This window comes from Roseibium alexandrii DFL-11, from assembly GCF_000158095.2.
In the GTDB taxonomy this organism is placed as follows: Bacteria; Pseudomonadota; Alphaproteobacteria; order Rhizobiales; family Stappiaceae; genus Roseibium; species Roseibium alexandrii.
This window is the reverse complement of sequence record NZ_CM011002.1, coordinates 1,827,648-1,852,861: the sequence shown is the minus strand read 5'-3', so window position 1 is coordinate 1,852,861 and position 25,214 is coordinate 1,827,648. Positions and strand designations below refer to the sequence as shown.

25 protein-coding genes and 1 tRNA gene are annotated in these 25,214 nt (G+C 55.7%); 11 read left to right on the top strand and 15 right to left on the bottom strand.

Annotation, left to right across the window (positions count from 1 at the left end):
• The first annotated feature begins 31 nt into the window (after positions 1-31).
• From SADFL11_RS08535 to SADFL11_RS08510, 6 genes are all read left to right on the top strand, one after another.
• Positions 32-667 carry a ubiquinol-cytochrome C chaperone family protein gene (locus SADFL11_RS08535; RefSeq protein ID WP_134852958.1) on the top strand — a complete coding sequence of 212 codons (636 nt, stop codon included), beginning with the start codon at positions 32-34 and terminating at the stop codon, positions 665-667.
• Between the two features lie 166 nt (positions 668-833).
• Complete coding sequence (locus SADFL11_RS08530) at positions 834-1,181, top strand: YceD family protein (protein WP_167578968.1); 348 nt, start codon at positions 834-836, stop codon at positions 1,179-1,181.
• 203 nt (positions 1,182-1,384) lie between these two features.
• The gene (gene plsX, locus SADFL11_RS08525) at positions 1,385-2,449 is read left to right on the top strand and encodes a phosphate acyltransferase PlsX (protein WP_008195827.1); all 1,065 of its coding nucleotides are present in this window, start codon (positions 1,385-1,387) and stop codon (positions 2,447-2,449) included.
• Positions 2,446-3,423, top strand: coding sequence for a beta-ketoacyl-ACP synthase III (locus tag SADFL11_RS08520; protein ID WP_040451806.1), 978 nt, complete (start codon positions 2,446-2,448; stop codon positions 3,421-3,423). Before plsX ends, SADFL11_RS08520 begins: the two co-directional genes overlap by 4 nt.
• Positions 3,424-3,565: 142 nt before the next feature.
• Positions 3,566-3,871, top strand: coding sequence for an integration host factor subunit alpha (locus SADFL11_RS08515; RefSeq protein WP_040451807.1), 306 nt, complete (start codon positions 3,566-3,568; stop codon positions 3,869-3,871).
• 8 nt (positions 3,872-3,879) lie between these two features.
• Positions 3,880-4,482, top strand: coding sequence for a MerR family transcriptional regulator (locus SADFL11_RS08510; RefSeq protein ID WP_008192472.1), 603 nt, complete (start codon positions 3,880-3,882; stop codon positions 4,480-4,482).
• Between the two features lie 8 nt (positions 4,483-4,490).
• Here the strand turns inward: SADFL11_RS08510 and SADFL11_RS08505 are convergent, their stop codons facing one another.
• The 3 genes from SADFL11_RS08505 to SADFL11_RS08495 form a co-directional block, all read right to left on the bottom strand.
• Positions 4,491-5,798: a hypothetical protein gene (locus SADFL11_RS08505; protein WP_008193765.1), complete on the bottom strand. Its 1,308-nt coding sequence runs from the start codon at positions 5,796-5,798 to the stop codon at positions 4,491-4,493.
• A 121-nt stretch (positions 5,799-5,919) separates the two neighbouring features.
• Positions 5,920-7,119: a glycerophosphodiester phosphodiesterase family protein gene (locus tag SADFL11_RS08500; RefSeq protein ID WP_008192519.1), complete on the bottom strand. Its 1,200-nt coding sequence runs from the start codon at positions 7,117-7,119 to the stop codon at positions 5,920-5,922.
• Positions 7,120-7,191: 72 nt separating this feature from the next.
• Positions 7,192-8,427, bottom strand: coding sequence for a cytochrome P450 (locus SADFL11_RS08495; protein WP_008192204.1), 1,236 nt, complete (start codon positions 8,425-8,427; stop codon positions 7,192-7,194).
• 273 nt (positions 8,428-8,700) lie between these two features.
• Between SADFL11_RS08495 and SADFL11_RS08490 the strand changes: the two genes are divergently transcribed.
• Positions 8,701-8,886, top strand: coding sequence for a hypothetical protein (locus tag SADFL11_RS08490; protein ID WP_008190198.1), 186 nt, complete (start codon positions 8,701-8,703; stop codon positions 8,884-8,886).
• Between the two features lie 55 nt (positions 8,887-8,941).
• Here the strand turns inward: SADFL11_RS08490 and SADFL11_RS08485 are convergent, their stop codons facing one another.
• From SADFL11_RS08485 to SADFL11_RS08475, 3 genes are all read right to left on the bottom strand, one after another.
• Positions 8,942-9,526, bottom strand: a complete 585-nt coding sequence (locus SADFL11_RS08485; RefSeq protein ID WP_167578967.1) for an SOUL family heme-binding protein — start codon at positions 9,524-9,526, stop codon at positions 8,942-8,944.
• Between the two features lie 213 nt (positions 9,527-9,739).
• Positions 9,740-10,900 carry a matrixin family metalloprotease gene (locus SADFL11_RS08480; protein WP_040451808.1) on the bottom strand — a complete coding sequence of 387 codons (1,161 nt, stop codon included), beginning with the start codon at positions 10,898-10,900 and terminating at the stop codon, positions 9,740-9,742.
• 288 nt (positions 10,901-11,188) lie between these two features.
• Complete coding sequence (locus SADFL11_RS08475; RefSeq protein ID WP_008188783.1) at positions 11,189-11,635, bottom strand: ABA4-like family protein; 447 nt, start codon at positions 11,633-11,635, stop codon at positions 11,189-11,191.
• Between the two features lie 86 nt (positions 11,636-11,721).
• Between SADFL11_RS08475 and SADFL11_RS08470 the strand changes: the two genes are divergently transcribed.
• The gene (locus SADFL11_RS08470) at positions 11,722-12,168 is read left to right on the top strand and encodes a MarR family winged helix-turn-helix transcriptional regulator (protein ID WP_040451809.1); all 447 of its coding nucleotides are present in this window, start codon (positions 11,722-11,724) and stop codon (positions 12,166-12,168) included.
• 84 nt (positions 12,169-12,252) lie between these two features.
• Here the strand turns inward: SADFL11_RS08470 and SADFL11_RS08465 are convergent.
• The 6 genes from SADFL11_RS08465 to SADFL11_RS08445 form a co-directional block, all read right to left on the bottom strand.
• Positions 12,253-12,329 (bottom strand) — tRNA-Pro (locus SADFL11_RS08465).
• Between the two features lie 114 nt (positions 12,330-12,443).
• Entirely contained in the window at positions 12,444-13,736 is a 1,293-nt protein-coding gene (locus SADFL11_RS08460) for an O-antigen ligase family protein (protein WP_008195966.1), read from the bottom strand.
• Positions 13,733-15,346 carry an undecaprenyl-phosphate glucose phosphotransferase gene (locus tag SADFL11_RS08455; protein WP_008196322.1) on the bottom strand — a complete coding sequence of 538 codons (1,614 nt, stop codon included), beginning with the start codon at positions 15,344-15,346 and terminating at the stop codon, positions 13,733-13,735. The genes SADFL11_RS08460 and SADFL11_RS08455 overlap by 4 nt, the downstream gene beginning before the upstream one ends.
• Positions 15,346-15,573 (bottom strand): hypothetical protein, encoded by a 228-nt coding sequence (locus SADFL11_RS25580; protein ID WP_040451810.1) that lies wholly within the window; start codon positions 15,571-15,573, stop codon positions 15,346-15,348. Before SADFL11_RS25580 ends, SADFL11_RS08455 begins: the two co-directional genes overlap by 1 nt.
• 30 nt (positions 15,574-15,603) lie before the next feature.
• The gene (locus SADFL11_RS08450; protein ID WP_040451811.1) at positions 15,604-16,575 is read right to left on the bottom strand and encodes a glycosyltransferase; all 972 of its coding nucleotides are present in this window, start codon (positions 16,573-16,575) and stop codon (positions 15,604-15,606) included.
• Positions 16,576-16,680: 105 nt separating this feature from the next.
• Positions 16,681-17,238, bottom strand: a complete 558-nt coding sequence (locus tag SADFL11_RS08445; RefSeq protein ID WP_040451812.1) for a polysaccharide biosynthesis/export family protein — start codon at positions 17,236-17,238, stop codon at positions 16,681-16,683.
• Positions 17,239-17,434: 196 nt separating this feature from the next.
• Here SADFL11_RS08445 and SADFL11_RS08440 point away from each other — a divergent pair, with 196 nt between their 5' ends.
• Positions 17,435-19,795: an exopolysaccharide transport family protein gene (locus SADFL11_RS08440; RefSeq protein WP_008193846.1), complete on the top strand. Its 2,361-nt coding sequence runs from the start codon at positions 17,435-17,437 to the stop codon at positions 19,793-19,795.
• 36 nt (positions 19,796-19,831) lie between these two features.
• On the opposite strand, the gene SADFL11_RS08435 is transcribed toward SADFL11_RS08440, so the two are convergent.
• Positions 19,832-21,034: a GNAT family N-acetyltransferase gene (locus tag SADFL11_RS08435; RefSeq protein WP_008192213.1), complete on the bottom strand. Its 1,203-nt coding sequence runs from the start codon at positions 21,032-21,034 to the stop codon at positions 19,832-19,834.
• 154 nt (positions 21,035-21,188) lie between these two features.
• Here SADFL11_RS08435 and SADFL11_RS08430 point away from each other — a divergent pair, with 154 nt between their 5' ends.
• Positions 21,189-22,262, top strand: coding sequence for a polysaccharide deacetylase family protein (locus SADFL11_RS08430; protein WP_008195557.1), 1,074 nt, complete (start codon positions 21,189-21,191; stop codon positions 22,260-22,262).
• A gap of 13 nt (positions 22,263-22,275) precedes the next feature.
• Here SADFL11_RS08430 and SADFL11_RS08425 read toward each other — a convergent pair whose 3' ends face one another.
• A complete protein-coding gene (locus SADFL11_RS08425) occupies positions 22,276-22,488 on the bottom strand; it encodes a DUF2842 domain-containing protein (protein WP_040451813.1) in 213 nt (70 codons plus the stop codon).
• Between the two features lie 136 nt (positions 22,489-22,624).
• Here SADFL11_RS08425 and SADFL11_RS08420 point away from each other — a divergent pair, with 136 nt between their 5' ends.
• Positions 22,625-23,752 (top strand): COX15/CtaA family protein, encoded by a 1,128-nt coding sequence (locus SADFL11_RS08420; RefSeq protein ID WP_008189973.1) that lies wholly within the window; start codon positions 22,625-22,627, stop codon positions 23,750-23,752.
• Positions 23,753-23,823: 71 nt separating this feature from the next.
• Here the strand turns inward: SADFL11_RS08420 and SADFL11_RS08415 are convergent, their stop codons facing one another.
• The gene (locus SADFL11_RS08415) at positions 23,824-25,104 is read right to left on the bottom strand and encodes an O-acetylhomoserine aminocarboxypropyltransferase (protein ID WP_008194552.1); all 1,281 of its coding nucleotides are present in this window, start codon (positions 25,102-25,104) and stop codon (positions 23,824-23,826) included.
• Between the last annotated feature and the right edge of the window lie 110 nt (positions 25,105-25,214).

Below are 25,214 nucleotides of genomic sequence, written 5' to 3'. Positions count from 1 at the left end.
AAGGCAACACCTGAATTCTAAGGAGACCGCCATGATCCTCGGCTTGTTCCGCCGCAGATCTCGTGACGCCGAGCACAAAACCTACTGTGAAATCGTGGCTCAAGCACGGCAGCCCGTTTTTTACACGGATTTTCTAGTCCCAGATACAATAGATGGGCGTTTTGACCTCATCGTGTTGCATGCTGTTCTTTATTTTAAGCGCATGCAGGGTGAAGGCAAGAAGGTCGCCGAGTTCACACAGGATGTCTTTGATCTCTTTTTTCAGGACATGGATGCGTCCTTGCGCGAACTGGGCGTAAGCGATACACGCGTTCCCAAGAAAGTCCGGAAGATGGGCGAAGCGTTTTTTGGCCGCGCGGACGCTTACATGGCAGCCGTTGAAGCCGGAAACGCTGAGGATCTTGCGCAGGCACTTGGCCGCAACATCTATACGGAAAAAGACGAGCCGATTGCCCAGGAGCGTCTTGCCAGCTATGTCATCGCTGCGTCTGCGGAGCTGACAGGGCAGGACACACAGGACCTTTTGAACGGTAACATCAACTGGCCGGATCCTGCGCGGTTCCTGACTGGTAATGAAGAAAAAGACGAGCCTCAAAAGACATGGCCAATGAAACATTTCCTTACAGCCCATAAAGTGAACGGGGCGCCGGGTTGGGGACATGGATGAGAAAATAACCGTGACGCCGAACCAGGGGGAACGGGGCTGCGATTGCGAGGCCCTATGACCTCGATGGCGGGAAGAGCCTTGTCGCAGATCTTGTTCTAAAGCCCTACCGGAAAGCCGGGCTGCGGGTTGCGGGACGTATCACGGCCGAGCTGGAGCAGACCTGCGTGTGTCTCTGGAGCCGTTCGTCCAGGAACTGAAACTCGACATTGACCGGACGTTTGAACCGCATTCCAGCCGGCCTCGGAAAGTCCGTGATCTCAATGAGGACGGTGAAATCGAGATCGATCTTGAATCTCTGGATCCGCCCGATGTCATAACCGACGGCGTGCTTGACCTTGGAAACGTCATTTGCGAAGAACTAGCGCTCGCGCTTGACCCGTTTCCGCGTAAACTTGGTGTTGAGTTTGAAAGCGGAAACGACGGTGCAGCCGACCCGCAAGATCGTCTTGAGGAAAGTGATAAACCTTCGCCATTTGCCGCACTCAGCGCCCTCAAAGAACCACCGAAGCAATAACGCTGGATCAAAGGTCCTCGGGACCCCCGGTGTGTAAACGGGCGCTTTTTCGTGCAAGCAACCATGCATTGGCAGGAAAACGGTTGTCACGTCAGCCAAAACCTTTATGTTCGCGCCCGGCTCGAGACCCCTTGGGACCGGTTTAACATCTGTGACAGCGAGACTTTCCGCGTCTTGCCGGTAAACGTTTAAAGACTTTCTGAATGGCGAAAACGATTCCGATTTCACTTGATGTCATGGGAGGCGACCACGGTGCCGAGGTCGTGATTCCAGGCGCTGAAATTGCGCTTGTCCGGCATCCCGACATTCGTTTCCTGCTGTATGGCAATGAAAATGTCGTGCGTCCGCTACTGGACAAATACCCGCGCGTTCGCGATGCCTCCGTTTTCCATCACTGCGAAGTCGCTATAGCGATGGACAGCAAGCCGAGCCAGGCGTTGCGCCAGGGCCGCTGGAAGTCCAGCATGTGGAAGTCGATCGAAGCGGTAAAGACCGGCGATGCGGCGGTATCTGTGTCTGCTGGCAACACCGGGGCGTTGATGGCGATGTCCAAGTTCTGCTTGCGGACGATGGCTAATATCGAACGTCCGGCAATTGCCGCCATCTGGCCCACATTGCGTGGTGAGTCTGTTGTTCTCGACGTTGGGGCGACCATCGGGGCTGACGCCCAGCAGTTGATCGATTTTGCCATTTTGGGCGGTGCCATGGCGCGCGCGCTGTTCGGCATTCAAAAACCCACTGTTGGTCTCCTGAACATCGGTGTCGAAGAGGTCAAGGGTCTTGAAGAGGTGCGTACTGCGGGCAGGCTTCTGCGCGAAACGCCGCTACGCTCCTTGCAGTATTCCGGTTTCGTCGAGGGCAATGACCTTGGCGCCGGCACGGTGGACGTCGTAGTCACCGAAGGTTTTGCCGGCAACATCGCGCTGAAAACGGCAGAAGGAACGGCCAAACAGATCGGCAGTTACCTGCGTTCTTCCATGAACCGCACTTTCATGTCGAAACTCGGCTACCTATTTGCCAAGGGCGCTTTTGACCTGCTGCGCGAGAAAATGGACCCGCGCAAGGTCAATGGCGGCGTGTTCCTCGGCCTTAACGGCATTGTCATCAAGAGCCACGGCGGAACGGATGCGGAAGGCTTCGCATCGGCCATCGATCTGGCTTACGACATGGTGAAAAACGAACTGACGCACAAGATCGCGCAAGATCTTGTGCATTACCATCGCGGGCGCTTCGCAGAAGCGGCGCCGACATCGGAAGGTGATTTGTGAGCGTTATCCGTTCAATCGTTACTGGTACCGGAAGTTATTTGCCGGAAAAAATCCTGACCAACAGCGATCTGGCTAAGATGGTCGACACTTCGGACGATTGGATCGTTCAGCGCACCGGAATTCAGCAGCGCCATGTTGCTGCTGAAGGGCAGGTGACTTCGGATCTCGCAGTCGAAGCCGCTCTGCGCGCGCTGGAAAGCGCTGGGCGGAAAGCCGACGACATTGACACGATCATCCTGGCGACTGCTACGCCGGACAACACGTTTCCGGCGACCTCCGTTTCCGTACAGGCCCGTCTCGGCATCAATCACGGCTTTGCGTTCGACGTCCACGCGGTATGCTCCGGCTTCGTTTATGCTCTGACGACAGCCGATGCTTATATTCGCTCGGGCATGTCCAAGCGGTGCCTTGTCATTGGTGCAGAAACCTTCTCTCGGATTCTGGATTGGAACGACCGGACCACGTGTGTCTTGTTCGGTGACGGTGCAGGCGCTGTGGTTGTCGAAGCGTCAGAAGGCGAAGGCAACACGGCAGACAAAGGTGTTCTCACGTCGCATTTGCGCTCTGATGGCCGCCATAAGGACAAGCTCTTTGTCGATGGGGGGCCGTCTTCCACGCAGACCGTTGGCTATCTGCGGATGGAAGGCAAGGAAGTCTTCAAACATGCCGTCGGCATGATCACCGATGTGATTGAAGATGCATACTCCGCCACTGGCCTGACGTCCGAGGATCTGACCTGGTTTATTCCACACCAGGCCAACAAGCGCATCATCGACGCCAGTGCGAAGAAGCTGAAGATCGCGCCGGAGAAGGTCGTGACCACAGTTCAGATGCACGGAAATACGTCCGCAGCCTCCATTCCGCTTGCGCTCGACCTGGCTGTTCGGGACGGCCGTGTCAAAAAAGACGACCTCATCATGCTTGAGGCCATGGGTGGCGGATTTACATGGGGCTCCGTGCTTTTACGCTGGTAGTTATATCTGACAGTGCAAGAAACAAATCGTATTCCGATAGAGAGTTCCTGTTGACCGAGTCCCCTTCAGGCAATACCGTGAGAGCCTGCAGCAGAGTTTCTGTGTAAAATCAGCCAGATCAATGGCGTCCTGAGGAGGGGTTATGGGCAACCGGACTATTACCCGAGCGGATCTGTGTGAAGCCGTTTATCAGAAGGTGGGTCTTTCGCGGACCGAGTCTTCGGAATTGGTGGAGCGAGTTCTTTCCGAAATTTCTGACTGTCTCGTGACAGGAGAATCGGTAAAATTGTCTAGCTTCGGGTCGTTCGTCGTCCGTTCCAAAGGGGAGCGCATCGGCCGCAACCCGAAGACCGGTGAGGAAGTTCCGATTTCCCCGCGCCGTGTGATGGTCTTCAAGCCATCGAATGTCTTGAAACAACGAATTAACGACGCCCTGACCGGCAGCTAACGGGTTGCATGAGCTCACAGGACAAAAGCCCAGACGCTTTTCGCACCATCAGCGAAGTCGCTGAGGATCTGGATTTGCCGCAACATGTGCTGCGTTTCTGGGAAACCCGCTTTTCGCAAATCAAACCACTGAAACGGGGCGGCGGCCGACGCTATTACCGGCCGGATGACGTTGAGCTCCTCAAGGGAATCCGCCATCTTCTGTACGGTGAGGGTTACACCATCAAGGGTGTACAGCGGATTCTGAAAGAGCAGGGTCCGAAGCTCGTTATGCAAATCTGGCGCGAGGATGCCGATCCGCTCATCGGCAACCAACAGAGCACGTCTTCAGCACCAGCTCCTTTGACAGAAGAAACAACACCCGGCGAAACGGCCACTGGGGCAATGCCCTCAGGTTCGGTGCCGCACGATGTCATCGACGATGAAGCCGACAAACCTGCTGACGGGCAGGGTGGCAGCGGGTTTGGTATTTTGAGCCGCCTGCGGGGTGAAAAGCCGGAGAGCGCGGCAGCTGGTCCTGCGAAAGCGATTTCGAAAGAAGATATCCGCCGCCTGCAGTCCACCTTGTTCGAGTTGCTGGAGTGCAAACGCACCTTGGACCGGGCGCGCTAATAGCTCCACTATTTCCGCTTTAAAAACCGCCCAAGAAATCCGCCGCCCTTTGAGGGTTTATCGCTGGCGTTTGCCTGTTGTGCCGCAATCGCGATCTGACGGAGCTCATCCATGGACGAGCGTTTTCTCGGCCCAGCTTCTGATGCCCCACCAGCCGTCTCATCGCTGACTACACGTGGACGTCGAGGCTGTGTACCTGGCTGGGAAGCTTCCGGCGAAGATGCGGCTGGCGGCCGGCGAATTGGCTTTACGCGATTTGCCAACGTGGCAGGTGGAGTCTCCCCCGTTTTCTGGCGGTTAAGTTGCTGTAGAATGGCCGCGTCGATCGGATCGTCGGGATCAAGAACAACCTCTTCTGCCCCGTCAATGCGTTCGCCTTTCAGGGCACCTTCGGTATCGTATTCCTTGAAGATCGTGGGAACAGGGTCTCGCTCGACACCAAGGGCCGGATTATGGACCACTTTCAGTTCAATGCGCGGTGCGCCGCCGTCTTGCGGAGGGTGGTGAAACACCTGAATTTTTTCGTTTTCGTCTGAACCGAAAACATCTCCACTTGGAAACACCTTCCCGCGTTTGAGTGTGAAGCCAATGAACGAATAAAGCCGTTCAATGAGGTAACCGGTTGGCAGTTTGGAAGGCGTGAATTCCACCGAATAACCGATGATAGACGGGGCTCCCGAGCCAATCACACCAATGAGCTGTTCACCGGTGAGCGGAGACTTTTCGCCGTAAAGGTGGGGGTGAACATAAAGAAGAAGTGGTGTGTCTTCATCCGCCACCAGTTTGAAAGTGTCTGGTGTCATCAGGAACAAACTGGGCATCCAGAAAATGGCAGTTGGAGGAGACGCATTTGCGATGCTGGCCGTGACAGACTTCACAATCGCCATCGCCATATGGCTCTCGCTGCTGTCAGTGAAGGTTGCAACGTTTTCACCGATCTCTTGCAAAGCTCCATCAGGAAAAGCATCGACTGGGATAAGCCCCTTGTAGACGGAGATTTGTGTATAGGCTGTCGTCGCCTCAATAACGTCAGCAGCTTCCGGAAAACTTGACTTTACGGAGAAGCTGTTGAGCGCTTTTTCAAGCTGAGCGCTCGCTTCAAACGGCACTGTTTGCGTCACCAAAATGTGGTAGTTGCCGCAGAGAACCCGGATATCCTTCTCTGTTGATGTTTTTAGAAGTTTACACTCTTCGGCAGGCAGCCCGGCGGCGACCGCAGCGCGCACGATCATTTCCAAGACTGCGTTACCGGAAAGCGGTTCGTAACGCTCCATCAGCACCTGAGCGTCAATGCTCGGGGTTGGAAAGATCTTCATCTGAAAACACCTTTGGACTGAAATCGCCAAAGGACTTTAGCGATGCACACGTAAAGAAGGACTTATCAATCTACGCGCGCATCGCATCTTGGTGGCTAGAAGCTCACTATTTTTGCGAGGTCTATTTCAACCCCATGCAGGAGGCATAAAATGTGGTTGTAGCGGGCCAGTCGGAGAAAAGACCGACAACACCGGCGTCCTGAGCAAGGACATCGACCACTTCATAAACCTTGCCATCACCGTCAATCGCATCCTTGACCGTCTGAAAGTACCAGCCGCCGCCCGTAGTGAGCGGACCAGAGCGCTCCAGTGTCCAGGTGATTAGGTTAAGCCCTGCTTCGTTGGCGGCACGAGCATAGGCGGAGGCTGTAATTTCCCCTTCGTCCAGCGTCACAAGCACCCAAAGCGGGGGAGCGATGTAGTTGACACCCATTGCCTTCAGTTCGGCCATGGACGGCGAAAAGGTGCTCGGGTCGGACGGGTTCAGGTCCCGGCGGCCATCCAGATAAACAGCCTGCTTGCCGAATTCCGGCTCGTTCTCGATCCAGTACAGAACATCGTCGAGATTGAAGGACTGCGGGAAGACATCTGAAGCCGGAATACCGGCTGCCTTGTATTCGTCGATCAGTTTTTGCGCGTAGTCTTCCTGGCTAAACCCGTCAAAGGGCATATCCACCGACGGCGACTTGAGTTCGGGCGTGAATTTGACGCCCAGATCCTTGAACAAGGCGATCGATTTCGCGTGGGTCATCAAAGTGCCAGTTGTGGCATAAAGGTCAGTGCGCCATCCCGCCGTTCCATCCATGTAGGCTTCGACGGTCTTGGCGCTTCTGTCGGCTGCGTCCATTTTGCCATTTAGCGTCTTGAATTCGGCAAGCGTCAGGTCTGACGCCCGGCATTCCGCAGAGGCTTTTGTGCTGCCATCTGCAGGGCTGAACCCCTTGGTGCATTTACTAGCCAGATCTGTCGCCAAGATGTCGGTGGTTGTGTGCAGATCGTTCTGTGCGTGCCGGCAGACAAGTTCCTTGTCCTTGGTGAAGGTGACATCGCACTCCATGATCCCGGCGCCCATCAAGGCGGCAGCTTTGTAGCTCTCTACTGTGTGTTCTGGAAATTGCAGCGGCGCGCCCCGGTGACCAATCGAGAAGTCGGTCTTTTTCAGCGGCAGGCCGATGCAGGCCTCAAGTTTTTCCTTCAGCGGACCTTCGGCCATCTGGTCGATCAGATAATAGGGACGGGGGCCAAGCTCGATCGTGTCGGCAATGGCGGGAGTAGACAACATAGCAAGTGCGGCAATCGAAGCTGCTTTGGTAAAGCGCATGAGGATGAAAGTCTCCGTTGCAATAGGCGGCCTGGGTAACCCGGTAGAATGGCAATCAGATTACAGCTTTTGTCAGGAAGGCGACCAGCGAATTTTCAGCGCGTCCGGTCCCCGGACCGACAAACCGCGTTTGTAGCGGACATCTTCTGCTGCCAGTTCGATCCTGGAAAACCGGCGCAGCAGAGTTGAGAAGATAATATCCATGTCGAGCCGGGCGAGGTGATTGCCGAGGCAAAAGTGGGCGCCGCGGCCAAAAGCAATATGCCAATTGGGGGACCGGCCCACATCAAAGGTATCTGCGTTTGGAAACTGCTTCGGGTCGCGGTTGGCGGAGCCATAAAGAACGCCAAACTTCGTGCCGCGTTCAAACCTCTGGCCGCAAACTTCCATCTCCTGTGTCACATAGCGATGGAAAAAGGGGAGGGGCGACTCATAGCGGAACATTTCCTGGACCGCCGTCTTCATCAGGCTTTGATCGTCCCGCAGCCGCTGCATCTGGTCCGGGAACTTCAAAAGCGCATGCATGCCGCTGCCCAGAACGTCGATGGTCGATCCGTGCCCGGCCATCAGGATGAGCATGGCCGTTGAAATGAACTCGTCCTCGTTCATTTGACCCGCCTTTTGCGCCTCGATCATCATCGAAATCAGATCGTCTTTCGGAGCAGTTTCGCGTTGGCGCTTCAGATCCGACAGGTAATGATAGAATTCGGTGGTGTTGCGCTCGGCGAGTTCCTTGCGCTTATCAGACCGGTCGATGTCGAAATACTGAACGATGTTTTCCGACCAGATCCGTAGCTGAGGGCAGTCCGCGTCCGGAACGCCAAGAATGCGCCCGATGATGTGCCCTGGAACATTGGCGGCGAGATCCTCGATGAAGTCGATCTCCGCGTGGTCGGCCAGACCATCAACGAGGCTGTCAACATAGGCCTGGATCTCGTCGCGCAGCTTGTTGACCATCACTGGGGTGAACAGTTTGAACACCTGCTTGCGCAGCCGGTCATGGACGTCGCCGTCGCTGTCGAGCAGGGAGAACTGCACGAAGCGCGAATGGTGCGGCATGTCGTGCCAGTTGCCGTCGCGCTTTTGTTTTTCAATCTCTTCGGCGCTCGCGATGTGCTCCATGGACCGGACCATGTGTTCACTCATCACGATTTCCGAAACATCGTCAAAACGCGCGGCCAACCAGACGTCAAAGTCCTCATAATAGGTCAAACCCTCCTTGGCACGCAGCGCCGCGTAAAACGGATGAGGATCCTGCGCGAAGGCGTCAGAAAGGGGATTAAACTCAAGATCGGATGTGTGGCTCATTCTGGGCTCTGGGTACTTGGCGGGCGGGGACGGCGCTTTTTTCGATTCGCAAGGGCCGCATGGCATTTTTTGAGAAATACAAGTGAAAAGGGTTTCAGGCCACCCGCAGAACGGGTTTTCCGCAGGTCGAGGTTGTGTGTGAGGACATCGGCTGGGGATAGTGAGGAAAGGACAGTTTTGACAATGAGGAGAGGCGCGGGCCCCTCCTAAGATCGGCTCACACCTGCTAAGGGCGCTGTCTCAAAAACGACGACGGAAGTTCAGGGGGCTCAGATGCAATTGCCGGAACTATTTCATAAAGAATATCAGGGCTTTTTGCTGGAAACCGGCTTCGATGATCCGGATCCGCAAAGCCTTTTGATGGAGCTCGCATCGCTCAGCATGGAAGTTTATCTGAAGGAAATAGCGTGGCTGTCAGATTTTCTCGGACGCCTGGAAAAAGGCCGCGAAGTGGCTTGAGAGTGATGGGCTATTAGCGGTGCCACTTTAGAAACTGCCACAACACTGGTACGTGTTATCTGGACAATGGAATTTGGACTTCGTTCCGCCGGAAGGGCGGCAGTGTAAAGGGCGCATTGAAATAGGCGAAAATGGGCGCGCCGGCCACCTTCAAACCGTTCTTTGAGAGATGTTGCTCCAGCGTCTGCAAATGTCGATTGAAGTTTCGATCAGTCCACATTCCGGAAAACCGGATGGCGGCGACCTTCTTTCCTTTCACATTTACAATCCTGATCCGGTTATCATCCGGCCGCGGCGCAGTGCGTACCGTGTATTCTGATGGCAGGTAAAAGGCGACCCGCCACTCTCCATTCCCAACAGGCTGCTGCGTGACCGGGGCGGTCATTGCAATTTCAGCCGGTGCCGCTTGCTGGCTGACCGGGGCTGTCATTTCGATTTTATTGCTGCCCTGATTATCGCCTGAAATATATCGGAATAAAATCCGGAAAGCCTTGCGGGTCGCGGCGCTTCGATCGCCCGCAACGGTAACCTCTGCTGCAGCCATATCCTTATACTGCCGGATCTCGATTGGGCCATCGGACGACAGGACTTTATAACTCGGCTGTTCGAGTGCGGCGGCGGCAGAAGACAAAATGGCCAAAAGCGCGACAACTGCCGGGCCTGTGACCCCCAGCCATCCTGGTTTCCTGCGGAGAAACGATTGAGGTGTATGCATCATGGACCGAATATGGGGCAATACCGAATGAGGGCCACACCTCGCGTGTAATCACTGCCTGAATGCCAAGCAGCCGCGTCTTGGATTCAGCCATGAAATCAGTTCCTTGTTCAGATCTTCAAGAAGTCGGTATGTCACCTATGCGACATCGACATAGCCAACAATCCCCTCATAACTGTACTGCGAGAGCGTGGCGATCACATTGTCTTTTTCGGACTCGCTCGCCGTATAGAAATGAGTGCCGGTTTCAGTATTGAAGAAACGATAAAGTGCAATGTCATCCGTATCAGCCGTGCTGTGGAGGTGATAGGCAACACCTTCATAATTGAACTGTGAGAGTGTGGAAATCACCGAGTCCCGTTCCGCAGCGCTTGCCGTGAAGAAATGGGTTCCGGTGTCCGTATTGTAAAAACGATAGAATTCGACCGCATTCGCATCGGTGCTGTTCACGCTTTTGTAGGCAACGCTTTCGTAGCTGTATTGCGCCAGGTTTGTGCTGATCGAAACGGCTTCGGTGTGATTTGCTGAATAAAAATGTGTGCCGGTGGAGCTGTTGAAGAAGCGGTAGACCCCCAAGTCAACTTCCGGGATCGTAACCGTGGGAGTTGTTGGGGTCGTCGTCGCAGCGCCGTAGATCGCCTGGACGGCATTGATGTCATCCTGCGTCAGCGATGTGCCGTAATTCTCGTTCACGACCACTGCAGTCATGATCGCGTTCGGATCCTCGCTGTGCCCAATGCCCAAGGCGTGCCCGATCTCATGAATTGCAGTACTCAGGAAAGCCGTAGTGGTCCAGCTTTCTGCCGTATCAAAAATCACTTGGACGGAATCGGTGGTGAACGTATTTCCGCCGTCCAGGCTTGAAAAGCGGGAGTCAGCGAACCCCAGCGTATTACTCACGCCGTCGATCGCGTCCATAGCAAATCTAATTTGCGTGGAACTCGAGTCAGTGACTTCCCGGAAACTGATATTTGCGACCTGCGCCCAGACATCGAATGCCTGGCGGACGGCTTGTTGAAAATTCGGATCTGTAATCGCCGCATCGGATGCGTAGGCGGTACCACCTGTTGTTCCAATCAGTGTCGTGGTTGCGAAGCTCCAGGTGACTTCACCGCCGGCAGTACCAGGTGTTCCGCTCGTTCCCCATTTTGGGAGCGGGTTATACAGCACAAAATCGCTGACAATGTTGTAATCGCCTTCTAGGCGTTCGGCTGTCCAACTCAAGCTGCCGGTTTTCTGCTCGTCAGATCCGTAGCTTAGTGAGAAGTCAGCCACCGGGCTGCCGCAGATAATGCACATGGTATCTCCCCTCGCAATTTCTTCAGACTAAGGGTCCTGTAAATCTGGGTGGGACACTTATTGTAATGTTTTCCATCCATATTCAGGACTGCGGTTTGAGTATTACACTTCAGACCGGATAATTATTTTTTTGAAGCGTCGTAGCTGCCTTTAGGTAAGATGCATGAAAGCATGCTTGGACAGGCACGGCAATTCCGGAAATTAACGAACTGCAAAGAGCCTTTCGGCAACTTCAGGATGAAGAATTCGCAGGGGCAATGGGGCTGTTTGATCGGCGAACAGATGCTTTTATACAGCAGCGTCATTTGCCCTGGCATCAGCACCGACTACAGATCGCAAAGTTCCCAGAGCGACGAACATCAAAAACCCGGCAGGTCCGAACAAAAAGGTTACGGGCAAGCAGGGAAGAACCAACAAAAAGCTCATGTTTTTGGCTCGGGCACTCCGACATATCCAAGCACCAACAAAAAGGTCAAATGCCAAGAAGTGGACCCACCCCGCCATGACCGCGTTTGGATTTGAAAACAGTTGAGCAACAGCGGAAAAACTCCCATAGCCACCTTCAGAAACAGGGAAAAAACTAACGATTGCGACGTAGTTAATGGCAAGAAGTGACGGGATTGCGTACCCAGAAATACGGTCTGACCATTTGGGGATGAGCGGCGAAATCAACAACAACACCCAGCCGAGCATCGCCAGTACGCTCACAGTGGAGAACACGGTTTCATAGTCCATTAGAAAACTCCCTAGGCTTCGACTGAGAAGGTAGTGATTATTGCAAGATGCTTGCATTTGCAAGCATCTTGCAATAGAAAAGCCCAATGGAAGATATTTGCACAATCAACGCACTGAGACTTATGCAATCGGCAGATGAGTTTCGGGCGAAGCTCTCAGGTGAGTTTTCCGCTGTTCACGGTCTTTCCGTGAATGAGTATTTTTTGCTCATGCATCTGCAAAGAGCACCCCTCAATCGGCTGTCCCGTGTTGAGCTTGCCAAGCGCATGTATGTCAGTGCCTCCACGGTTACGCGGATGGTCGCCCCGATGGAAAAACTTGGACTAGTGACGCGTGAGGCCGACAACCGGGATGCGCGATTGGCCTATGTTGTTCTTGCCAAGGCGGGAGCGACCAGATTGGGAGAGGCGAAAGTGACTTTTGCAAAGCACGCGCGTGACGCGTTCGGGGACCGGTGGGCCATGGCTGAACTGGAAAGCCTATCCAAGCTGCTAAATCGGCTCGTTGCTGGAACGCTTCCAAATCTGACTTAAGTCGTGACAGGAAAGGTCTGCAGTCTTGATCAGTCCATCAGACGGAATCCAGACAGTGCATAAAGGAAATACTTTTGAAATTGTTGGTCGGGCAGGCCGGATTTGAACCGACGACCCCTTCACCCCCAGTGAAGTGCGCTACCAGGCTGCGCTACTGCCCGAACACGCCCTAACTATCGCGTTCGCAATCCCTGCGCAAGATACTTGTTGGCAGGCGTCCAATGGTTTTGCCCAGCTTGTCGCACGCACCGGAAGAAGCGTCAGGAGGGTGAGGATCAGCGCTTAGAAGCTCTTGATGTCAAACAGGAGTGGGGGGTCTGCAGAGCGCTGCGCCGCCAATTGCGCCGTTCCAGCTTGTCTGCTGCGATCAGCCCCCAGGCAAGGCCATAGAGCATGAACAAATGCCGCCAGTGATCGGTGTCGATGACGACGGACAGCAACAAGTGCGCGACAAAAACTGCGAACACTGCCTGAATGAACGGGGTCCACGGGCGGGATTTGAAGATCAGCGGAAGGAACGCACATGCGGTCCAAATGGCCATGACGATATAGGCAATGCCCCCCATCCAGCCGTAGGTGGTGAAGGCCTTCAGGTAAACATTGTGCTCATCCTCACCGAATGTCTTGCCGAACTCCAGCGCGCCAAGGCCCAGAGGATGCTCCATCACCAGCTGGAAGCCGATGGCATAGCGGGCAAAACGGCCAAGGCGTCCGCCGTCATAGTCCTGCACCAGACGTGCCCGCTGGGAAAACATGTCGGAGACCACCTCGAACGACAAGGCGACTGTCATGAGAAGCGCACAGAAGAAGACGCCGGCCATGCCGATCAGGATCAGCCGGCCCCGGCGGGCAAGGTTCTGTTCGGTCACCAGCTGGATCGTGTAAAGCAGCATCAGGGACGCCAGCAGCACACCCCAGGCACCGCGTGAGAAACTCAAGAAAATTCCCAAAAGCAGGATGCTCAACGGCAGCAAGACATGGAGATTGCGCAAGGTGGGGCCGCGCAACAATCTCTGTATTAGCAGAAGGGTTGGCAGAACCAGGAACGGCCCAAACACGTTCGGATCCTGAAAGGTTCCGCGAGCGCGGTCGAAACGGGTAAAATACTCGGCTCCTGGAAACAGGTTGAAATAGCCGGCAATCCCGAACAGAGCGGCAATCACCGCACCAATGATGTAGCCGCGCTCAATGATCCGGCTGCGTTCGGGTTTGTCGCTCAGGATCGCGGCGTAAAAGATCGCCGTGATCGCAAGAAATCCGGAAACGGCGGCATACATGAGCGCATCGCCAAAATCTTCCGCGAACGGCACGGAAGCAAGGCCGCCGGCTGTAAACACCATCATCAGGACGATCAGCGGTGCAAACTCGCGGCGCAACTTGAGCCCGCACGCGAGCCAGATAACGGTGAGCGCCACCATGTAGAGCTCATATGGAGCGGGTTCTTCGATCACGAAAGCTGACAGGAAGGCCGCCAGCCACAATGCGCCAGTGCCCAGCGATCTGACCGACAGGCCGAACGGGGGCGGGGCCGTCAGCGCCCGCCCGTCTTGGGCGGCCCAAACGGTCAATAGGCATTCTCCGTGTTCAGCAGCTTCAAGGGCGTCAAGAACAGGATCTTCAGATCAAACAGGATCGACCAGTTCTCAATGTAATAGACGTCGCATTCAACGCGCTTCTGGATCTTCTCAGGTGTGTCGACTTCTCCGCGCCAGCCATTGATTTGTGCCCAGCCGGTCACCCCCGGCTTGACCTTATGGCGCGCGAAATAACCGTCAACCACGTCGTCCCAGGTCTCGTTGTTGGTGTGGGCATTGACCGCATGGGGGCGGGGTCCCACAAGGGACAGGCTTCCGGCAAGCACGTTGAACAGCTGCGGCAGCTCATCGATCGAGGTCTTGCGGATGATACGCCCAACCTTTGTCACCCGGGGGTCGCCTTTGGTCACCACCTTCTTTGCATCCGGGTCTGCCATATCCGTGTACATGGATCGGAACTTCAATACTTCAATGATTTCGTTGTTGAAGCCATACCGCTTCTGCCGGAAGATGACTGGGCCCTTGCTGTCCAGCTTAATGGCAATGATCGTTCCGATCATCACCGGTGCAAGACAAACAATCGCGATTACTGAGAAAACAACATCGAAGATGCGCTTGGCAACCATATCCCAATCGGCGATCGGCTTTTCAGCGACATCGACGAAGGGCACTGTTCCGATAAAAGACGTGCCCCGATCACGGAACCGCACCTTGTCGGTGTGTGCCGACAGACGGATGTCGACCGGTAGAACCCAGAGGGTTTTCAAAAGCTCCAGCACACGTTTTTCTGCGCGCAGGGGAATGCAGACAATCAGCATGTCGATGCGGGCAAGGCGGGCAAATTCAACAAGAGCGCTGATGTTGCCGAGTTTCGGGTAGCCGGCCACAACCGGCGGAGACCGGTCGTTGGAACGGTCGTCAAAGATGCCGCAGATCCGAATGTCGTTGTCCGACTGGGCTTCGAGATCGTGGATCAGTTCCTGCGCAGCGGTGCCGCCGCCAACAATGATCGCGCGCCGTTCAAGGCTTCCAGATTTCGTCCAGCCCCGCACCAACCGCGAGAGCACGAGCCGTGAGATGCAAAGGCTGACGAGGCCCATACTGTACCAGGCCCCAATCCAGGCGTCAGAGACACTGGACCCAATACCAGTCGCACTTCGTAAAACAGCGAACATTGCGAAGACCAGTGTCCAGCCTGCCGACACCCGGCCGATTTGGGCCAGGCGCTGACGCATGACCGGAACCTGGTAGACATCGGACGCTTGAAAGAAGGCGAGCGTGAAAAGGACTGCCAAGCCAGCAGCGAGCGCATGGATGCCGGTCGGACTACCAGCGCCGGGCCCGGTCAAAAGTGCGATCCCGGCTGATGCAAGAATGATCAGGACATCAAAAAGGCGAACCGTGCCGCCGAGCACCGGAACGGAAACACCACGTGTTCCGAGATTTCTGGCTATATCAAGCGCATCAAGCGACAGATTGGTGTTCGCAAAATCTTCAAACGAGATCTTGGTCGCTTCTCTTGATGCCAGAGGAGATTGGCGCAGCCGGTTTTCAAGGTGTCCCCTGACGCCCGGTTGAGCGGCGGGCGTTGGTGCGCTGGCTGCCGTCCCCTGTTCGGCTCTATCGTATGCGGGTTCGCTCATTATCGCTGGCTCGATCTCGCATAGACAGATGAAAGGGAAGTGGCTTGATTGGCCGTGAGCTCAGATTGTTGGGCCGGGACGTCGCTTGGCGCGATCCCCAGTGCATCCATGTAGACCGAATTGATGCGATCGGTCATCAAATCCGTGGAAAAGGTCTCCGCAAGACAGGGCCGCATTTCAACGGCTTCTGCCTGTTTCTTCTCAGGGTTTGCCAGGGCGTCTTCCATGGCAAGCGTCAATTGTGTGATGTGACCAGGTTAGATGAGGCGGTTGGCAAACTTACCGAAAATTTCTGGAATACCGCCTGCGCGGGTCGCAATAAGGGGACTTTGTGCCGCGACCGTCTCCAAAATGATGTAAGGCATGGCCTCGGCCCGCGATGGAATAACGACCGTTTTTGCAAGTTTGAAGGCCTCACGCGCTTTCATCGGACCTGTGAAGGTCACGGCCCCGGTCAAGCCGAGCTTCTCAACCATTTCGCGGTATCGCGCTTCGTCCGGGCCATCTCCAACAAGGATAGCAGACGGTGCTCGCCCGAGCTTCAGGCGCAAATTGTAAAGCGCTTCGATAAAGAGGTCCGGTCCCTTTAGATCACGTAACATGCCGATGAAGACAAAGTCGGCTGCGTCCTCATTTGCACTAACCGGCTCGAAGTCTTGTTTGGACAGTCCGTTGTAGACGATGCGGTTTGTAGCGCTTGCTGAGCCTATCTTTGTCTCATAAGCAGCGCTTTCATAATCGGAGACAAAAATCAGGCCGTCGGTTATCCGCCCCAGAAGGCGTTCGAGCGTGTGATAGACACGGCCCTCAAGCCTGTGCGGATGATAGTGCAGGCTGCCCCCGTGCGGGGAGTAGATGCGTGCTGGTTTCTGGCCCCGCAGCCCGAGATACGTGCCGATCAGGCGGGCATAGGCACCGCCTTTTGCGCCATGCCCGTGCAGGACCGTGGGTTTCAGGTCCCTGATATGTCTGTATAGTGCGAGGGTTGCCGAGAAATCCTGAACCGTGAGTTGGCGGCGCATGGGAAACCGGGCGAGCCCCAAGGACAACGTCGAGCGCAGCTCTTCGATTTGGGCATCTTCAAAGGCGCCGCCCGTTGTGCTGTCGCATATAAGGCCAACCTTGTGTCCTAAAGCTTCCTGGCAGCGAGCCAGATCGCGGACATGACGGAAAATTCCGCCGACCGGCGCGCGGACGCAATGCACGATCCGCATTGGAGGCGTTGTCATGGTGCAATATCCCTGTTTTTGCTTTCAGGCTTCTTGTTGAGCCCGTTCAGCAGTCAGGATGCACCCTAGCAAAGGGAAATGAGTCCGCGGTTAACTCGCGGCTTGTCAAAAATACCGTTCCCGAACGTAAATCGTGTCCCCGGGTCGGACAGGATCCGAAATCGGAACGCGTCCGTTTAGAATTTCACCGTTAATCTGGCGGGTGATATCGACGTCTTCCTGGCGGGCCCGAGAGCTGAATCCACCGGCAGTAGCGATCGCGTTCTGGACTGTCATGCCTGCGACGTAGTTATATTGGCCCGCGTTTTGCACCTCGCCCATGACAAAGATCGGACGGTAGGTGTCCACCTCAACGGAGACGTCAGGATCACGGATATAGCCCTGGCGCAGTTTGGCAGAAATTTCAGCCGCAAGTCCTTGTTGGGTTTTGCCGCGCGCGGCGACGCTTCCGACCAGCGGGAATGAAATATATCCAGCTTGGTCAATGACATAGGTGTTGGAGAGATCGTCCTGACCGAACACAATAATGCGCAACCGGTCGCTGGAATCCAGGCGATACGGCTGGGTCAAAGTTTCATGAAACGCTGTCGGCGGTTGCCGGTACCCACTGCACGCAGCAAGTCCCAGGCACAAGGCCGGTACCAGAAGCGCTCTCATTCGCATCAACGACTCTCCTACAATTCGGCAAGAGGATCGCAAGGTATGGTTAATTGAGGGTGAATGCGGAATGAAGCGAACAGATGGCCTGTCAATAATGCGTATACACAAATTAACGGCTGTTCCAGCCAGCCGTGTTGAAGCTTAACCGAACGCTTACCATAATCAGACATTATTCGCCGCGTATCTGGAGAGAAGTAATATGGAATCTGGGCGGCAGACCTACACAGACGACGATATGGCGTTGGATCTCGGCGGGCTTTTGAAGGCTTTGGCGCGGTCATTGCTGTGGCTGGTCCCTTTGACCCTCTTGATGACGATGGTCGTTTTAATCGCCCTGCAATTCGTTGCACCCAAATACATGGGCGAGGCTCGGGTTCTGATCGAAAGCACGGATATCAACATTCCGGGCGGGACCCGCGGTGTTGAAGGTGAGCGCGCTTTGCTGGATACCGAGGGCGTTGCCAGTCAGATCCAGCTCTTGATGGCAACAGACCTTGCCCGCAAGGTCGTCCGGAAGATGGGTCTCGCCGCCGTACCGGAGTTCGGTGCCCGCGGAGGGATGTCTTTTCTTGATAAGGTTCTGACAATTTTTGGATTTGATCGTGAGCCTTCAGGCGACTCTGCCGAAGAACGCGTGCTCAAGCATTACTACGAAAACCTGGAAGTCTATCGTCTCGACGAATCGCGTGTTATCGCCGTCGACTATGCGTCTGAAGATCCGCTTTTGGCCTCCGAAGTCGCAAACGCGATTGTCGACGAGTTTCTGGAGCTGCAGTCCAGCGCCAAACGGCAGACGACAGAAATCACATCTGCTGCCTTGGAACCGCAAATTGTCGAACTGCGAAAGAAGGTGCAATCGGCCCGCCAAGCCGTCGCAGATTTCAGGGCGCGGGCCGACCTGTTGATCGGTGCGGACAACATCCCTCTTAATCAGCAGCAGTTGGCGGATACGAGCAGCGACTATTCTTCGGCGCAAGCTGCGAAAGCGGAGGCGCAGGCCAAGGCCGAGCTGATTCGCGAGCTTCTAAACTCCGGTGGCTCCTTGGAGACCGCAACGGATGTCCTGAATTCCCAGCTGATCCAGCGTTTGCGCGAACGCCAGGTTGAAATCCAGTCCAACATCGCCGAGCTGTCGATCACGCTTTTGCCCAACCACCCGCAGATCAAAGCCCTGCAATCCCAACTCAGTGACTATGACCGGCAGATTCGCTCCGAAGCTCTGAAAGTGCTGGAAGGTCTGGAGAATGACGCGCGAGTCGCAAGCCAGCAGGCGCTGGCCCTCGAGCGGCGCCTTGACGAACTGAAAGTCGCTGCGGCGAAATCCAATGCCGACCAGGCCCGCCTCAGCGAACTGGAGCGGGAAGCCGATGCAAAGGCTGCGCAACTCGACCAGTTGTTGCTCAGTTTTCAAGAAGCTGACACCCGATTGCGGTCCCAGCTCCTGCCTGCCGATGCTCGCATCGTTTCCCGGGCCAATGTGCCGGTTGAGCCCTTCTCTCCGAAAGTGGTGTCCAGCACCATCATTGCAGCTCTGGTCACCTTCATTTTGGGCACTGCCTTCGTGATCATGCGCGAATTGCTCACGGGTAGGGCTCTTTACTCACCCGCCCAGCCCCAGAGAGCAACCAATCCGGGAGCCGGATCAGCTCCCATGCCGCCAGCGCGGGACGCCGGTGGGGCTTTTACGTGGGGCCCGTCTTATGCAGGCGGATACCAAGGTTACAGTTTCGGCAGTGAATTCGGTTCGGGCGCAGAGCCGAACGAACCACGGGCGGAACCCGATCTCGCCGATGACAGCACAGTTGCCCCCGTACCTGCGCCGAGGAAGGCCAGCAGCCCGGAAAGTCGTCGATCGAAACGCAAAGGAAACTATGACCAAGACGTTGCGCCAGATTGGCTCGGCACAATGCGTTCAACCCGGAACGATCCTGTTGAGGAGCCCGAGAAGGATGATGTCGCCATCCCGGTTGCAGCGCCTCTTCGATCTAGCGGGCCGCAGGCGGCTTCTGACGTCGACCCGACCGGCCGGATCGTGGTTCTGAGCGTTGATGAACCGGATCTTTCACACAGGCTCGCTTTTGACCTCGCCCGCCGTGCTGCGGACAAGGGCGACACAGCGCTGTTTCTTGAAGTATTTCCGGAACAGTACAATGGACGTGGGGCGGAGGGCTTCTCGGACATTGTTTCTGGGGCGGCACCATTTGCCAAGGTCGTCTACCGGGATGCCGGGTCGAAGGCGCATATTATTGAAGCCGGCCGTGTCGAGATCACCGATGAGATGGTTGAGTCCGACCGCTTCAAGCTGGCGCTCGATGCGATCAAGAAGACCTACCACACCATCGTTGTGGATCTTGGTGCGATCGATGGAACGCTTGCCAGCGCCCGCATGCTGAGCTTTGCAGATCGTGTGCTGATCGCTGCAAGTGGACCTGATCACAATCACGAACTCGAAAGCGCGGCCAACCTTCTGGCACATAACACCGGTGCGGATGTGGAGATAGTCATTGCAGGCGGACCCGGTTCCGGACCGCGGCGCAATGGAGATGGCCACGCTGCTTGAATGCGCGCCAATTTGTTGGGCAGGGCCTAAGGAAGCTTAGTTTCCAGATGCGCGCATCTGCCGGAGTTTCTTAATCATCGGCCACAGCCGGTCCGAGTTGCGGATGCGCGATTTCAGGCGTGTTTTTGCCGTCTGGACTGCAGAATAGATCTTGCCCCTGGCTGTTCTGGAGTACCGGCTGTCGCACATGGGTTCTGGGCGGGTCCAGCTCGTCTTGTAGTGCTCCTCGCCGATGCCAAGGTCGAGCGTTTTCGTATCCGGGTCGGCGCAGATCTTCTCGACAATCTCTCGTATCAAAACCAATCCGGGGCTATTTTTCAAAAACTCATCGTGCGCTACACTGTTCGAATAGGCGTGGAGTGTGCCCCCATCTCGCGCGCACATATATGTTGCCCTGATCTGCGTTGAGACCGAAAGGGTCCATATTTTGAGGGGCGCGCTCATTTTGTTCGGCGTCACGGATAGGGCCGGGCTTTGAGTTGCCTGACGCAGAAACGCCTTCGCCTCTGGGCTGGAAAAAGCATTCGGGACGCCGGTGATCTGTGCGCGCGCCTCGCGCTGCTCAAGAAACGCCTCAAGCCCCGCTTCTATTTCCGCCGGTTGCTGGCACACCCGGATTTCATAACCACCGGCGTCCTGAAGGTGCCGTTGCTTCCGGGTGAGGTTCTTGCGCGCAGACTTGCTGTGCAACGTTTTGAAAACATCCTCAAAAGTGCCGGTGACAGACCCTCGGTAAAGCGGGTTCGGGCTTAATTGAGCGTTGCCCAGGACCAGAGGGTGCGGCCGCCCGTTCCATTGGCAAGGAACGTTTTGCAGGTCAATACAATCGGCATTGCTCTTCTGGCAAAGCTGATGCAGAACATCACGGATCGCCTCCGGCCCCACTGCTTCATAGTAGGCCTTATCCCAAAGGCCGGTGTTCTGATTGCCGATCCGCGCGCCCAAAAAGGTGAGAACACGGACACCATTCTTTGTGAAAAGAGAGAGGGGGAGCAGCAAAACCGGGCGTCCCGCCGATCGCAGCAACGCAATCAATGGCCGGCTCCGCTCCGCCGTACCCAATGTGTTTTGGAAAGCCTTGCACCAGAGAAAACCGTGATAGGGATTTCCGATCCCAGCGCTCTCGAGCTGGGTCCACTCGGAAGCCAGTTCTTCAAGGTTTTCTGTCAGTTGCAGATCGTCGTTCCCGGATCCCGATCCGGGGTGGGTGCCAGAAATATCAATTGCGGCAGCTGACATGGGAGGATCACTCAATGAAACGGGATTGGTTAAACAGCAGTTAGCTATGTTTGGTGGTGCGGTCATTCGACCAAACTCTAGCGAGAAATATCAATAATTCTTAAAGAAAAGGTGCGCTAATGGACCGGTTTCAAACACACGGGCCGAGCGGCTGATGAGCATTCGCCAAACAGCAATTACCAACGCATTCCGGGTTCTGCAGACGACGGGACTGAGCCAACTCTTTGCACCTTTTACGCAAGGCTGCGGTGCTGTGTTCATGTTGCACCGTGTCCGGCCCGCGCGCGCTGGTGGGTTTCAGCCCAACCGGCACCTTGAGATAACTCCCGAGTTCCTGCGTGCAACGGTGGAGCGGATCAGGGCCAATGGTTACAAGATCATCGCTCTGGATGAAGCGGTTGACCTTTTGAAATCCGGATACGGCCGGGAACGGTATGCGGTTCTGACTTTTGATGATGGCTATCGGGACAATTTGGAGTATGCGCTTCCGGTCCTGAAGGAACTTGGCGCCCCATTCACCGTGTTTGTTGCAAGCGGTCTTGTCGACAGGTCAAGTGAGTTGTGGTGGCAGGCGCTGGAGCTGATCATTGCCGAGAATGACCAGATCGTTTTCTCGTCTGACGCAGACGAGCCGACAGTTTGTGAAACTGTCGATGAAAAGTGTTTCTGTTTCAATCGCCTGGTCGCTCATCTGAAAAACGATGTGAGCGAAGGGGATCAACGGGCGATCATTCGGGCCTTGTCGAGCCAGTACGGGCTGGACCTCGCTGAGCTCGCGGACCAGGAGATGATGAGCTGGAATGAGGTGCGGGAACTGGCGTCAGATCCACTCGTTACGATTGGCGCTCACACGCACGATCATTTTGCCCTGGCGCGTCTCACCGAAGACGCTGCACGGCAGGATATAGAAAAGGGTCTTGAACGGCTCGAAGCGGAATTGGGGCAGCGGTCCAAACACTTTGCATACCCTTATGGGAAACACAACGCGGTTGACGCAGGCGCTGCCGAGGTTGTTGGCAAGTTCGGCTTTGCATCGGCTGTCACGACATTTCCAGGTGTTCTGCAATCGGCAAGTGCGCGGGACCTGATGCTCTTGCCACGCGTGTCGCTCAATGGTGTTTATCAGGACCCGGCTTTTGTCGATCAGTATCTGACCGGTGCGCCGTTTGCGCTTTACCGGGCCGCCAAATGGCTGACGTCCGGTTTTGGTCTGCGCGCCCGAACTTAGAACATATTTGCAGTCAGCTCTTTTTGCCGCGTTCCATCCACCAGATGATGGCGCCTGCAGGGATGACCCAAGCAAGACCAGCAATGGCAAAGTAAGTGAACTGGATAAGCGTCGACGATTCCTGCAATCGGGGTGAGTCGCCGACCACCATTGCGGTCAGAGCATAGACAATCACGAACAAGACGAGCGCGACCATACCGATAAACTTGCGGAGCGAGGGAACCATTCTTGACCCGTTCTGTAACCCAAAGAGCGATGATTTGCCGCGACCCGGCCACAAAGGCTTGCCGCTTTTCCCCAGCACCTATATCTCCCGATACCAAAGGTCAAACCGGTAGACGAATTTTGGAGACAACAGGACAATGACAATGTCCGCGGACAGCCTGGGAACGGCCGGCCAAGCACAAGACGCCAAGGACCGGGAATTTATTCGCTCAAGCCGTGCGATGATCCGCTGGTGGCTCTACGGCGTCTGCTTTCTCATTCTGGTGATGGTTGTTGTGGGTGGTGCGACTCGCCTAACCGAGTCCGGACTTTCGATCACGGAATGGAAACCGATCCACGGCGTGATCCCTCCGCTGACAGAGGCGGAGTGGCAGGAAGAGCTGGAAAAATACCGCCAGATCCCGGAATACCAGTTGATCAACAAGGGCATGAGCCTTGATGAGTTCAAGTTTATATTCTGGTGGGAGTGGGGACACCGGCTGCTCGGACGGGTTATTGGTGTTGCCTTTTTTGTACCCATGGTCGTGTTCTGGGCGTCTGGGCGGGTTGAACCCTGGCTGAAACCACGGTTGGTCGGTGGTCTGGCCCTTGGCGGTCTGCAAGGGTTCGTCGGCTGGTGGATGGTCGCATCCGGCTTGGTGGAGCGAACAGATGTCAGCCAGTACCGCCTTGCGACCCACCTGACCCTGGCCTTCATCATCTTTGCGTATCTTTTCTGGATTGCCCGGCGACTGGCGCCACATGCTGCGCCGCCCGCTGATACACGCTCCGCGTTGCTGCCGGTTGGCTGGGTGTTCACGAGCCTGTTGTTCCTGCAGCTCTTCTTCGGCGGTCTTGTCGCAGGCCTGAATGCCGGCTTCACCTACAATACGTGGCCGCTGATGGACGGTCAGATGATCCCGTCCGGTCTGTTGATGCAGTCACCTGTCTGGCTGAATTTCTTTGAAAATGTCCTGACCGTTCAGTTTCAACACCGGATGGTTGCCTATCTGCTGGGCGCTGCTGCGATTTTTCTTGTGTGGCGGACATGCGTTGTAACGGATGCCAAACGGATCCATTTGCCGGCATTTCACCTGGCGGCCTTTGTCTTCCTGCAGATGGTTTTCGGGATCGTCACACTGCTGGGTTTTGGAAACTACACCGGGGAATTGTCCATGCATCAGCTCGGTGTGGCGCTTGTCCACCAGGGCTTTGCGGTTTTTGTGATCGCGGCAACGATTGACTACATGGCGGCCTTGAAGGGTCAGTACCCGATCCGGAACTGACGGACGCCCATAGTTTGAAATGAAAACAGCCCGCCAAACCGGCGGGCTGTTTTGTGTCCGTTAGCCGGGTGTTAGCCAGCGAGTGCCTGCTCCAGGTCAGCAATGATGTCATCGACATCTTCGAGACCGACCGAGATCCGGACAACTTCCGGACCGGCGCCTGCAGATGTCTTTTGTTCGTCCGACAGCTGGCGGTGTGTGGTGGACGCCGGGTGAATGATGAGGCTCCGTGTGTCGCCGATATTCGCAAGGTGCGAGAACAACTCAACCTTGGACACAAGGTTCACACCGGCGTCGTACCCGCCTTCAACACCAAACGTGAAGACAGCTCCGGCACCTTTCGGCATGTACTTTTGCTGAAGCGCATGGTGCGGATCTTCCGGCAGGGCCGCATAGGACACCCACTTGACCTTGTCATGACCGGACAAATGCAGAGCGACCTTCTTGGCGTTGTCCGAGTGGCGCTGCATGCGGAGCGGCAGGGTCTCGATCCCTGTTAGGATCATGAAAGCGTTGAACGGCGAAATCGCTGGACCCAGATCGCGCAGACCAAGAACGCGGCAAGCAATCGCGAAAGCGAAATTGCCAAAGGTCTCGTGCAGAACCATGTTCTGATATTCCGGACGCGGCGACGACAGCAGCGGATAGTTGCCTGATGCGGACCAGTCGAAGGATCCGCCGTCAACGATAATACCGCCCATGGAATTGCCGTGGCCGCCCATGAACTTGGTCAGGGAATGCAGGACGATATCGGCGCCATGTTCGATCGGCCGACACAGGTACGGAGACGCCATGGTGTTGTCGACAACCAGCGGAACGCCCCTTGCCTTGGCGATGGCTGCAATTGCTTCAATATCGACGATGATCCCGCCTGGATTGGCAAGGCTTTCGATGAAGATCGCGCGGGTCTTGTCATCAATCGCCGCCTCGAAAGAAGCCATGTCGGATGGATCAGCCCATTTCACACCCCAGCCGAAGCTTTTGAAAGAGTGGTTCAGCTGGTTGATGGAGCCGCCATAGAGCTTGTTGGCTGCGACAATATTGTCGCCCGGCTGCATGAGCGTATGGAAACAAAGAAGCTGCGCCGAATGACCGGAAGCGGTTGCGAGTGCGGCAGTGCCGCCTTCAAGTGCAGCAACGCGCTCTTCAAGAACTGCTGTGGTCGGGTTTGTGATGCGGGTGTAAATATTTCCAAAGGCCTGAAGGCCGAACAGGGACGCAGCGTGGTCGACATCGTCAAAGACAAATGAAGACGTCTGATAGATCGGTGTGACCCGAGCACCTGTTGACGGATCTGGTGTCGCGCCTGCGTGGATGGCCAGCGTGGAAAAGCCTGGAATATTTTCGCTCATAAAGAACCTCCCTTGGGTATGTGGCGCGCAGTTTGGCCAAAGCCGTGCAGGAGGTCAAAGGATCGATTTCTGAAACCAAGAAAAAACGGAAAAATCGTTCTTTTTCTGAA

What these genes read in the sequence shown, in the direction of transcription:
- SADFL11_RS08535 (WP_134852958.1), top strand. Translation starts at nt 32, where the DNA reads ATGATCCTCGGCTTGTTCCGCCGCAGATCTCGTGACGCCGAGCACAAA.
- plsX (WP_008195827.1), top strand. Translation starts at nt 1,385, where the DNA reads ATGGCGAAAACGATTCCGATTTCACTTGATGTCATGGGAGGCGACCAC.
- SADFL11_RS08515 (WP_040451807.1), top strand. Translation starts at nt 3,566, where the DNA reads ATGGGCAACCGGACTATTACCCGAGCGGATCTGTGTGAAGCCGTTTAT.
- SADFL11_RS08510 (WP_008192472.1), top strand. Translation starts at nt 3,880, where the DNA reads ATGAGCTCACAGGACAAAAGCCCAGACGCTTTTCGCACCATCAGCGAA.
- SADFL11_RS08505 (WP_008193765.1), bottom strand. Translation starts at nt 5,798, where the DNA reads ATGAAGATCTTTCCAACCCCGAGCATTGACGCTCAGGTGCTGATGGAG.
- SADFL11_RS08500 (WP_008192519.1), bottom strand. Translation starts at nt 7,119, where the DNA reads ATGCGCTTTACCAAAGCAGCTTCGATTGCCGCACTTGCTATGTTGTCT.
- SADFL11_RS08495 (WP_008192204.1), bottom strand. Translation starts at nt 8,427, where the DNA reads ATGAGCCACACATCCGATCTTGAGTTTAATCCCCTTTCTGACGCCTTC.
- SADFL11_RS08490 (WP_008190198.1), top strand. Translation starts at nt 8,701, where the DNA reads ATGCAATTGCCGGAACTATTTCATAAAGAATATCAGGGCTTTTTGCTG.
- SADFL11_RS08480 (WP_040451808.1), bottom strand. Translation starts at nt 10,900, where the DNA reads ATGTGCATTATCTGCGGCAGCCCGGTGGCTGACTTCTCACTAAGCTAC.
- SADFL11_RS08475 (WP_008188783.1), bottom strand. Translation starts at nt 11,635, where the DNA reads ATGGACTATGAAACCGTGTTCTCCACTGTGAGCGTACTGGCGATGCTC.
- SADFL11_RS08470 (WP_040451809.1), top strand. Translation starts at nt 11,722, where the DNA reads ATGGAAGATATTTGCACAATCAACGCACTGAGACTTATGCAATCGGCA.
- SADFL11_RS08455 (WP_008196322.1), bottom strand. Translation starts at nt 15,346, where the DNA reads ATGAGCGAACCCGCATACGATAGAGCCGAACAGGGGACGGCAGCCAGC.
- SADFL11_RS25580 (WP_040451810.1), bottom strand. Translation starts at nt 15,573, where the DNA reads ATGGAAGACGCCCTGGCAAACCCTGAGAAGAAACAGGCAGAAGCCGTT.
- SADFL11_RS08450 (WP_040451811.1), bottom strand. Translation starts at nt 16,575, where the DNA reads ATGACAACGCCTCCAATGCGGATCGTGCATTGCGTCCGCGCGCCGGTC.
- SADFL11_RS08445 (WP_040451812.1), bottom strand. Translation starts at nt 17,238, where the DNA reads ATGCGAATGAGAGCGCTTCTGGTACCGGCCTTGTGCCTGGGACTTGCT.
- SADFL11_RS08440 (WP_008193846.1), top strand. Translation starts at nt 17,435, where the DNA reads ATGGAATCTGGGCGGCAGACCTACACAGACGACGATATGGCGTTGGAT.
- SADFL11_RS08435 (WP_008192213.1), bottom strand. Translation starts at nt 21,034, where the DNA reads ATGTCAGCTGCCGCAATTGATATTTCTGGCACCCACCCCGGATCGGGA.
- SADFL11_RS08430 (WP_008195557.1), top strand. Translation starts at nt 21,189, where the DNA reads ATGAGCATTCGCCAAACAGCAATTACCAACGCATTCCGGGTTCTGCAG.
- SADFL11_RS08425 (WP_040451813.1), bottom strand. Translation starts at nt 22,488, where the DNA reads ATGGTTCCCTCGCTCCGCAAGTTTATCGGTATGGTCGCGCTCGTCTTG.
- SADFL11_RS08420 (WP_008189973.1), top strand. Translation starts at nt 22,625, where the DNA reads ATGACAATGTCCGCGGACAGCCTGGGAACGGCCGGCCAAGCACAAGAC.
- SADFL11_RS08415 (WP_008194552.1), bottom strand. Translation starts at nt 25,104, where the DNA reads ATGAGCGAAAATATTCCAGGCTTTTCCACGCTGGCCATCCACGCAGGC.